The sequence below is a fragment of the Streptomyces violaceusniger Tu 4113 genome (assembly GCF_000147815.2).
GTDB lineage: Bacteria > Actinomycetota > Actinomycetes > Streptomycetales > Streptomycetaceae > Streptomyces > Streptomyces violaceusniger_A.
This window is the reverse complement of sequence record NC_015951.1, coordinates 281,935-290,055: the sequence shown is the minus strand read 5'-3', so window position 1 is coordinate 290,055 and position 8,121 is coordinate 281,935. Positions and strand designations below refer to the sequence as shown.

At 68.5% G+C, this 8,121-nt stretch carries 6 protein-coding genes; 5 read left to right on the top strand and 1 reads right to left on the bottom strand.

From position 1 onward, the window contains the following. Positions 1-472: 472 nt before the first annotated feature. The 4 genes from STRVI_RS45005 (at position 473) to STRVI_RS52365 (ending at position 5,637) form a co-directional block, all read left to right on the top strand. Positions 473-1,807, top strand: coding sequence for a hypothetical protein (locus STRVI_RS45005; RefSeq protein ID WP_014043712.1), 1,335 nt, complete (start codon positions 473-475; stop codon positions 1,805-1,807). 84 nt (positions 1,808-1,891) lie between these two features. Next, the gene (locus STRVI_RS45000; protein ID WP_014043711.1) at positions 1,892-4,591 is read left to right on the top strand and encodes a DEAD/DEAH box helicase; all 2,700 of its coding nucleotides are present in this window, start codon (positions 1,892-1,894) and stop codon (positions 4,589-4,591) included. Positions 4,592-4,604: 13 nt separating this feature from the next. Next, entirely contained in the window at positions 4,605-5,156 is a 552-nt protein-coding gene (locus tag STRVI_RS44995; protein ID WP_014043710.1) for a hypothetical protein, read from the top strand. Between the two features lie 292 nt (positions 5,157-5,448). Next, positions 5,449-5,637: a hypothetical protein gene (locus STRVI_RS52365; protein WP_014043708.1), complete on the top strand. Its 189-nt coding sequence runs from the start codon at positions 5,449-5,451 to the stop codon at positions 5,635-5,637. A 9-nt stretch (positions 5,638-5,646) separates the two neighbouring features. Here the strand turns inward: STRVI_RS52365 and STRVI_RS44990 are convergent, their stop codons facing one another. Further along, on the bottom strand, positions 5,647-6,384 hold the full coding sequence (locus STRVI_RS44990; protein ID WP_014043707.1) for a hypothetical protein: 738 nt from the start codon (positions 6,382-6,384) through the stop codon (positions 5,647-5,649). Positions 6,385-7,768: 1,384 nt separating this feature from the next. Between STRVI_RS44990 and STRVI_RS44985 the strand changes: the two genes are divergently transcribed. Continuing rightward, positions 7,769-7,972 carry a DUF6207 family protein gene (locus STRVI_RS44985; protein ID WP_014043705.1) on the top strand — a complete coding sequence of 68 codons (204 nt, stop codon included), beginning with the start codon at positions 7,769-7,771 and terminating at the stop codon, positions 7,970-7,972. Positions 7,973-8,121: the final 149 nt, after the last annotated feature.

The window sequence follows — 8,121 nt, the reverse complement described above, 5'->3', positions numbered from 1 at the left end:
ACGCCTTTGGCGGAGAGTGGCTAGCGTCAGAGGGCGACAACTCCCTTCAATGGGGCTGAGCTTCAAGAGTAGCGGGCTGCAGTGGCGGGGTCCGGTGCGTTTACGACTACTCGCCTTGCCGCAGGCCCGATTGACGGGGCGTGGGCCACTGACACTGTGACTCCACCTCCCCCTGCCGGAACCGCGCCGGTAGCGCCACCGGCGCCGACTACGGGCGAGCATACGCCTAGTACCCCTTTCGTGTCCATCCCTGCTGAACCTGCTGCATCACTCCGTGATGCCGGGTAGAGTCTGTGAAAACAGAACACCACCTCAGGTCAGAGCCCAGGCCGATGGCCAGCTCTGCGCATCGACACTGGCCGACGCAATACACCCATCAGTCAGTGCACCTGCACAGTCTCAGCACTCACAACTCCACCCGCTGCGCGTAGGAAACAAGACGCCGACACGAACTGAAAGCAAGGAAGGCGATATGAATTCCCTGAGCTTCGAAGCGCGTCTTGCGGCGCGGGAGGAAATCCACCGTGAGGTTTTCGGACTGACTGCGGAGCAGATTCACGAGCGATGGGTGGCCGTCGGTGGCCCGGAGCACCGAGAGGACCAGCAACAGCCGCTCAGCACGCCGGATCGACTGGCGGCGGTCCGGCGGAACGAGTTGAAGCGCATCTGGACCTTGATGACCAGCGCGGGGTGGGAAACCTACTCCCCCGAGAGCGACCCGGAAGTGCACCGCTGGCATCAGGAGCTGCGGGAGTGTCAGGAACCCGAGAGCGGAACGGCGGTGGGGCCGGATCCGGAGCTGATCCGCTACCGGATCGTGGCGCAGCAGACCGACCCGGCGCACCCTGGCGCCGCCTTGCTGACGAACTACGTCTACGGGCGGTCGGTCGAGGAGGCCGTCGCTAAGGCCCGCGAGGGGCTGGCGAAGCCGGGCGGCCTGTACGGGGATCAGGGGATGTACCGCGTGGTGGAGGTGGTCGAGGAGAGTTGGTCCAGCGAGTTCCGGCAGCAGGAGGAGGCCCGCCGGCGGTATCTCACCACCATTCTGGAGAACGCGACCACCACTGTGGTCGGCCGTGAGCCGGAGAACCCGGATGCGGAGCTGCTCAGCCGCCTGGACGACTTCTTCACCCGGGCCGTTGTCTTCCCTGACCCGCACGGCGGCGGCGTACGGCCGCGGCCTCACCAGGCCACGTTCGGCTGGACCAGTGAAAGGCCCTACATCCAGCACGCCAGCGATCCCGGCCGCGCCCTGGCCCTGTTCCTCCTGGCCTACCTGGACCACCACGGCCTGGACTTGGTGGAGGCAGCCGTTCGCAGCGGCGACTGGTCCGGGCTGCCGCCGGTGGGGGTCGGCCGGCCTGCTTCGGTCCGTGACGCGGAGGGGGGCGAGGCGTCGGCGGAACTTGTCGAGCGCGTCCTGGACATCTGCGGACAGCACTACGCGGCCGTGACCGGCACCAGCTCCGAGCTGTGGGAGGCGGAGTCCCGTGAGGTGGTGGGGATCGCGTCGCGGACCGTGCGCCTGGCGGAGCGGGAGACCTACCCCCAGGTGCTGGAGGCGTACCTGCACGCGCACCGGGCGCGGCTGGAGCGGCTGTGGCGCCGCTACGGGCCCGACGGTCTCTACCCGCGGGGTGTCTATCACCTGGTGGAGCTGCCCGAGTGCTTCGTGCTGTGCGAGCGGATCGATAACGCCCCGCTCTGGCTCCAAGGGGTGTGGGCGGAGGAAGGCCATGAGGAAACACCTCTGGAGCGGCTGAAGAAAGCCTGGCTGTACGGCACCGGAGAAAAGGACGACCGATAGCAGATTCGGGGGTGAAGGGTTGCCTTTCATCGAGTGCCGTTTATGGGGAATTCCGTGGTCGCCGGGGAGTGAGGAGTCTTGAAAATGGGTGGGATTAGTCTTCGTCCGCATCAAGTAGAAGCTGTGGACGCGATCATTCAGGGCCTCTCGGTCCCCGCGGGCGGGGTTGTGCCTGCCCGGGGGCTGCGGGGACAGGTCCGGTCGTCCACGGGGTCGGGCAAGACGATCACAGCGGGCGCGGCGGCGTTGCGGATGGTGCCCCGGGGGCTGGTGGGGATCGTGGTGCCGACGCTGGAACTGCTCACGCAGACCATGGAGGCGTGGCGTGTGGTGGGGCATTCGGGCCCGGCGGTGGCGGTGTGCAGCCTGGGTTCTGACCCGCTGTTGGAGGCGCTGGGCGTCCGGTGCACGACCAATCCCTCTCAGCTGGCGCGGTGGGCGCAGGACGGGCCGATGGTGGTGTTCGCGACGTACGCCAGCCTGTCGCCGAAGATGCTGGAGGAGGACCAGGACGACCAGGCCGATGAGGATTCGGCGGTGCCGGGAGTACTGGAACGGGCCATGCGCGGGGCGTCCGGGGCGCGCATGGGTGCGTTCGACCTGCTGGTGGTCGATGAGGCGCACCGGAGTTCGGGTGATATCGGGAAGGCGTGGGCGGCTGTTCACGATCAGGAGCGGATCCCGGCGGTGCGGCGGCTGTACATGACGGCCACACCGCGGCTGTGGGAGACCGTTCCCAGTGCCACCGGGGCCTCGGGCCGGAAGGGTGCGCAGAGCGGCTCTGAGGGCGCTTCAGAGGGCTTGGGCGGGCGTCTGGTGGCCTCGATGGACGATTTCGATTTGTACGGGCCGGTGCTGTACGAGCTCGGGTTGATGGAGAGTATCGAGCGGGGCATCCTTGCCTCGTTCGAGATCGACGTGCTGGAGATCCGCGACCCCGAGTCCCCTGGGCCGGATGCGTCGCTGGAGGAGCAGCGGGGCCGGCGCCTGGCCGCGTTGCAGGCCGCGCTGCTCAAGCACGCGGACACCACCGGCGCCCGGTCACTGATGACGTTCCACAGCCGCACCCTGGATGCGATGGCGTTCGCCCGTGCGTTGCCGGAGACCGCGGCCGAGCTGTACGAGACCGATCCGGTGACCTATCCGAAGCGGGTGGGGGCGGAGTGGCTGTGCGGGGAGCACCCGGCCGGCCATCGGCGGGCGGTGCTGGACCGGTTCGGTGACGGTCTGGACGCCGACGGGTGGGTGACCGACATGGGCATCCTGGCGTCTTGCCAGGTGCTGGGCGAGGGCGTCGATATCCGCGGCACCCGTGGGGTCGGCGGCGTCGTCTTCGCCGACACCCGCAGCTCTCCCGTGCAGATCGTGCAGATCACCGGCCGGGGCCTGCGCCAGGAACCAGGCGAGGGAAAGGTCGCACGGCTGATCGTGCCCATCTTCCTCCAGCCCGGCGAAGACCCCGAGGACATGATGGCCTCCGCCAGCTACCGCCCGCTCATCGCCGTGCTGCAAGGGCTCAGGGCACACGATGAGCGGATCATCGAACGCATGGCCCTGCGGACCTCCACCTCCAGCGGGCACATCACCTCCGTGGTCGCCCTCGACCCGCAGCGCGAGGACACCGGAGAGGACGAGGGCGAGGAGGGTGAGGAGGCGGCGGTCGCAGAGGGAGCGGGAGACGTCGCCGACGCGGCCGCCGAGGATGACGACGGCGAGGGTCTCGAGGAGGGCGGCTCGGGCGGGGTATCCGGCGGCGGGCCGGAGGAGGAGGGCGAGGACAAGGCGGCGGGGGTGCCGTTGCTGCGGTTCTCCCTGCCGCGCAACCCCGACGTCATCGCCGCGTTCCTGCGCACCCGCGTGCTGCGGCCCGACTCCGAGGTGTGGCTGACCGGCTACAACGCCCTGCGCAAGTGGGTCCAGACCCACGGCCACGCTCAGGTGCCCCTCGACGCCGTGGCGCCCCTGAGCACCACCGAAAGCGACGGCGGGGGCGGCGACGGCGGGACATATGCGCTGGGGGCCTGGGTCAGCGAACAGCGGCGCCAGTTCCGCCTCGGAACGCTGAAAGCGTGGCGGGCCGAGCTGCTGGACGATCTGGGCATGGTCTGGTCCGTCACCGACGCCCGGTTCTACAAGAACCTCAGCGCGGCCAGGGGGTATTACGCGGTGCACGGCACGCTCGCCGCGCCCAAGGACGCGGTCTTCGAGGACGTGGCGGTGGGCCAATGGCTGGCCAATCTCCGTAAACCCGGGGGCCTGGGCAAGGACGAAGAGCGCGCAGAAGTACGCCGCACGGCGCTGGTGGCGATCGATCCGGACTGGAATCCGGCCTGGCCGGTCGACTGGCAACGCCGGTACGCGGCGCTGTCCAGCCTCCTTGAGGAGGGGGCGACGCTGGCCGAGATCCTGCCCGGTGTCACCTTCCGCGGCCAGGACGTCGGCGCGTGGCTGACGACGCAGCGCGAGAGCTGGGAGCAGCTGAGCGACGGACAGCGCGAGCGCCTGGCCCAGCTCGGCGTCGTGCCGCTACCGCCGGAGCCGGAAGCACCCGGGAATCCGCCCAAGGCGGCCTTGGGAGCCTTCGAGCGGGGCGTCGCGGCCCTGGCGCAGTACAAGGCCCGTACGGGCTCTGTGAAGCCCCCCAGAGCCCACGTAGAGGTTTTGCCGCATGGGACCCAGGTCAAGCTCGGCGTATTTCTATCGAACACAAAGGCTAGGCGCGCCAAGCTCACCCCCGACAAACTCCAGCGGCTCGCCAATCTCGGGCTCGACTGGGCAGCGTGAGGGGAGATCTGGGATGTGGAGTGTTGAAGACGTGGCCCGGGACGCCGCCCAGAGGCAGGGCCGTGGCCTGAGTGCCGCGCAGGTGGCGGAGAAGGTCACGGAAGCATCCCGGCGTGAGAGGGAAACCCAGCAGCAGCTGAAAGCACCCGCCTGGACCGAAATCGGCCCGTTCGCGCCCGACCCCGAACACCTGCCGAAGCTGTGGGCGGCCAAACACACCGAATGGCGCCGGATCGCCGCTCTGCTCAAAGCGTCGGGAGAGCAGGAGTACAACCCCGAGCAGGACACTCAAGGCATGGCCTGGGCGCAGGAGCGTGAAGCACGTCGGCAGGGCGCTGTCGACCGGCACGCCGCGTGGATGCGAGAGCGCCGGGACGCGAAGGACGAGCGGCGGGCGCAGGTCTGGCTGTCCGCGGACACCAGCCGCCGCCTGCGCGCCATCGCGGCCCGAGCGGGCCTCCAGCCCGAGCAGGTCCTCGCTCAACTCGCCGAGAACGTCCGGACGGACGAAGAAGGGGCCGTGGTGGTCGCCCCGTTCACCCCACGCCCCGTGGAGGAGTCATGACCGGATTCACGGCCGTCGTGGCTGTCGTGGCGTTGCTGACCGGTTATGGGGCAGGACGGGTGCGCCCATGGCGGCGGCTCGGTGACTGGGCTGACGACCAGATCCGTTTCAGCGGGCCATGGGTACAAGGCGGCACGATCCGACAGGTCGTCCTCGTCCTGGGCCACTTCGTCACCGCACCGCGTACCAGCTGGCGTCTCGCTCGTCGACCGACCCCTGAGCCGGTGGACAGGCCCGAGCGCGATCCGCGCTGGGACACCAACCGACCCTCGGAAGGCAAGGGAAGAGCAGTATGAGCACCGAGCAGCACGACGCGTACGGGAAAGAGCTGTCCCGCATCAGCAGGCACCAAAGTGATGCGGTGACCGCGCGCATCACCGTGTTCGAGGCGCTCACTCTGGCCGGGGTCTCCCCCGCTCAGCGGAATCCCAGCTCACCTTCCCGGCCGCGACGAGCCAATGGGCCCCTACGGACCATGTAGGGCCGACGGTCACGCGGAGGGGCTGTTCCCGTTCTGCTTCTGCATGTAGGACTTGATGTGCCGCATGAACTTCTTCTCCCTCCGGCCTGCCTTCCAGCGCAGCAGTGGGGACCAGAGACGGGCAGCTTTCCCTCGTGGGTCTAGCACATGGCGCACGCGGAGCCACCACGGCAGCTGTGGGGGAGCGTCGTGCCAGATGCTTCCCACCCACGGGGCCCGGTAGCGGGTGGTGAACATCTGCTTGGCTTCCTCGTCGGACAGCTCTCCGGTGCCGATGTATTCCTCAAGGGCCCAGGTGCCTTCCCGGATGCGCTCCCGGTCACGGCGCCGAGTGTTGGGCCTGAGCGCCTGGTCGCGGAACTCCTTCACCCAGCTGTGGCCAGCGGAGTCGGTGAAGATGACTTCGAGCGCGGTTCCGAGGAAGGTTTTCGTGATCTTTCCGCCGGGTTCTATGACCAGCTCGAAGGATTCGGTCCGGCCGGGTATCTCGTCGCGCCAGTACCAGAGGCTCACCCGGACGTGCTGGATGGGGCGTTCGGCGGTGTTGCGCACGGTCACCTCGGATTCGGGGCCTTCGTCACTCATGACAGCGCGGCTGTGGCAGGCAACGCGGAGGGCGTCGGCGCGGTGGCGTTGTCGACGGTCATGAAGGAAGACCACAAAGGTCACCAGGAGAGCGAGGGTCGTCACCACAGCGCTGATCCAGGTGGGGACAGTGCCCCAGTCTGGGGTGGAGGCTTGCGTCATGGGCTCATCCTGGACGCCAGCGGCGGGCGGTATGCGGCGCTTGAGCGGTTCCTGAGCCTTGAGCCACTTTGCAGGCCCAGGCGGGACACTGAAGGTGTGTCACGAGGAGTCGGAGCGAGTACAGCGGGCCGTGCTGGCGTACGCGCGCAGCGAGCCCGGCGCGCAGCGACGTCGATGGCATGCCGCTGGCCGCCTCGGTCCCCGTCGGGGCGGATCGAAGCAGCGCCCGCGTGCGGGCGGCTCTTCACGCGGACGTCGACAAGGGCGGCGGGGCAGTTGTTTGTGCGGACGCGATGCCCGGCTGACTGGCTCATGCCTCTTTCTGGCTGATGCAGAAAGAGGCATCGGCAACTCTAAAAGGGTTGCCCATAGTGCTGACCTGGAAAGATGCACCACCGTGGCGTAGGGCTGTTCCTACCCTCGGTCCACTCCCCGGTCCTGCTCTACAGCCCATATTGCAGCCCACCTTCCAGCGCACTCTCGGCGCAACCCCACCGCGCGGGGCATCCAGATGTCGTTCAGTACCTGACGTTTTTGTCGGGGATCTTGGTCGAGCGCCGTTTTGGGAGATCATCGAGCTGATGGGACGGTCCCCGCGGGGTGCTGTGCCAGGGTTGGACTCGGCAGCACGGTGTCGGCCTGGTCGGACCGATCCGGGCCAAGAGCACCCGGCAGTCCCGCAAGGGCACCGTGTTCCACCGCGACGCCTTCGCCATCGACTGGGATGCCGAAGAGGAGCCCGGCACGGACACCTTGCTGCCCACGCCGGCGAGCAGCACGAAGGCTTCCCGATCGGACGCTGGCTGGCCGAACACCGCCAACGCGCCCACAAAAAGATCGGGACATCGTCTCAAGCCCGAGTCCTGGCCAGCCTGGACCCGTGGTGGAACCCACCCTGGTCGTTCACCTGGCAGCGGCAGTACCAGCAGTACCGCACCGCCCGAGTCGCCGGGCAATCCATCTCACCTGAGCTTCAACGCTGGGCATACAAACAGGCCGTCCTGTGGGGTCGGCTCGCCCCGCCCCAGCAACGACTCCTGTCAGCCAACGGCATCGACCCGAAGACCCTCCCGCCGCTGCGTGGTCCCGGCGGCGGCAAGAAGCGAAGCCGCAAGGGGGCCTCTCCCCAAAAACAGCCCCTACAGCGGCGTACACCCCGTGCCAGGGACAAGGCCGGGGGGCTGCCCGTTGTGCGGGCCCCTCGCAAGCCGAAGCCGACCGACCCGTAAGCCGCAAGCGGGCCATGAGTTCCACCTCGGCTATGCGATCAGCGCGGTGCGAAAGCTGATGACGCCGCCCCGTCGCGGCGCGAGGTGATCGCTCGAACGAGTGGTGTGCGTGGCCTACGGCGAACCGAGCCGGTGTTGGTGGCGTCGAGCGGGACATGGAGCGTATCGACGAGGTGCACGTGTGCGAGCCGGGGCTGGTGGTCTTGGACATCACGGCCCGCGATGAGGAAACGGCAGTGGCGGTGATGGCCCGGCTGGACGAACTGTGGGCGACATCCGGCGTCCGGCCGGTGCGGCGTGTCGCGGGTGAGCCGGGAGTGCAGGCCCGCCTGTACGCCGACATCCGGCTCCCCGGCTGACGCAGTTCCCGGAGCGCCGGCGCACTCGTGGGCCGGGTCTCCCGGCTGGGCAGCCGGAGACGAGCGCAGCGGTGCAGTCCTGACGTATGCCGTACACCGTCTCGGTCAGCCAAGACGAAGCCCGGCTAGTCCGTCCAGGTGAGCCAGGG

What these genes read in the sequence shown, in the direction of transcription:
- STRVI_RS45005 (WP_014043712.1), top strand. Translation starts at nt 473, where the DNA reads ATGAATTCCCTGAGCTTCGAAGCGCGTCTTGCGGCGCGGGAGGAAATC.
- STRVI_RS45000 (WP_014043711.1), top strand. Translation starts at nt 1,892, where the DNA reads ATGGGTGGGATTAGTCTTCGTCCGCATCAAGTAGAAGCTGTGGACGCG.
- STRVI_RS44995 (WP_014043710.1), top strand. Translation starts at nt 4,605, where the DNA reads ATGTGGAGTGTTGAAGACGTGGCCCGGGACGCCGCCCAGAGGCAGGGC.
- STRVI_RS52365 (WP_014043708.1), top strand. Translation starts at nt 5,449, where the DNA reads ATGAGCACCGAGCAGCACGACGCGTACGGGAAAGAGCTGTCCCGCATC.
- STRVI_RS44990 (WP_014043707.1), bottom strand. Translation starts at nt 6,384, where the DNA reads ATGACGCAAGCCTCCACCCCAGACTGGGGCACTGTCCCCACCTGGATC.
- STRVI_RS44985 (WP_014043705.1), top strand. Translation starts at nt 7,769, where the DNA reads ATGGAGCGTATCGACGAGGTGCACGTGTGCGAGCCGGGGCTGGTGGTC.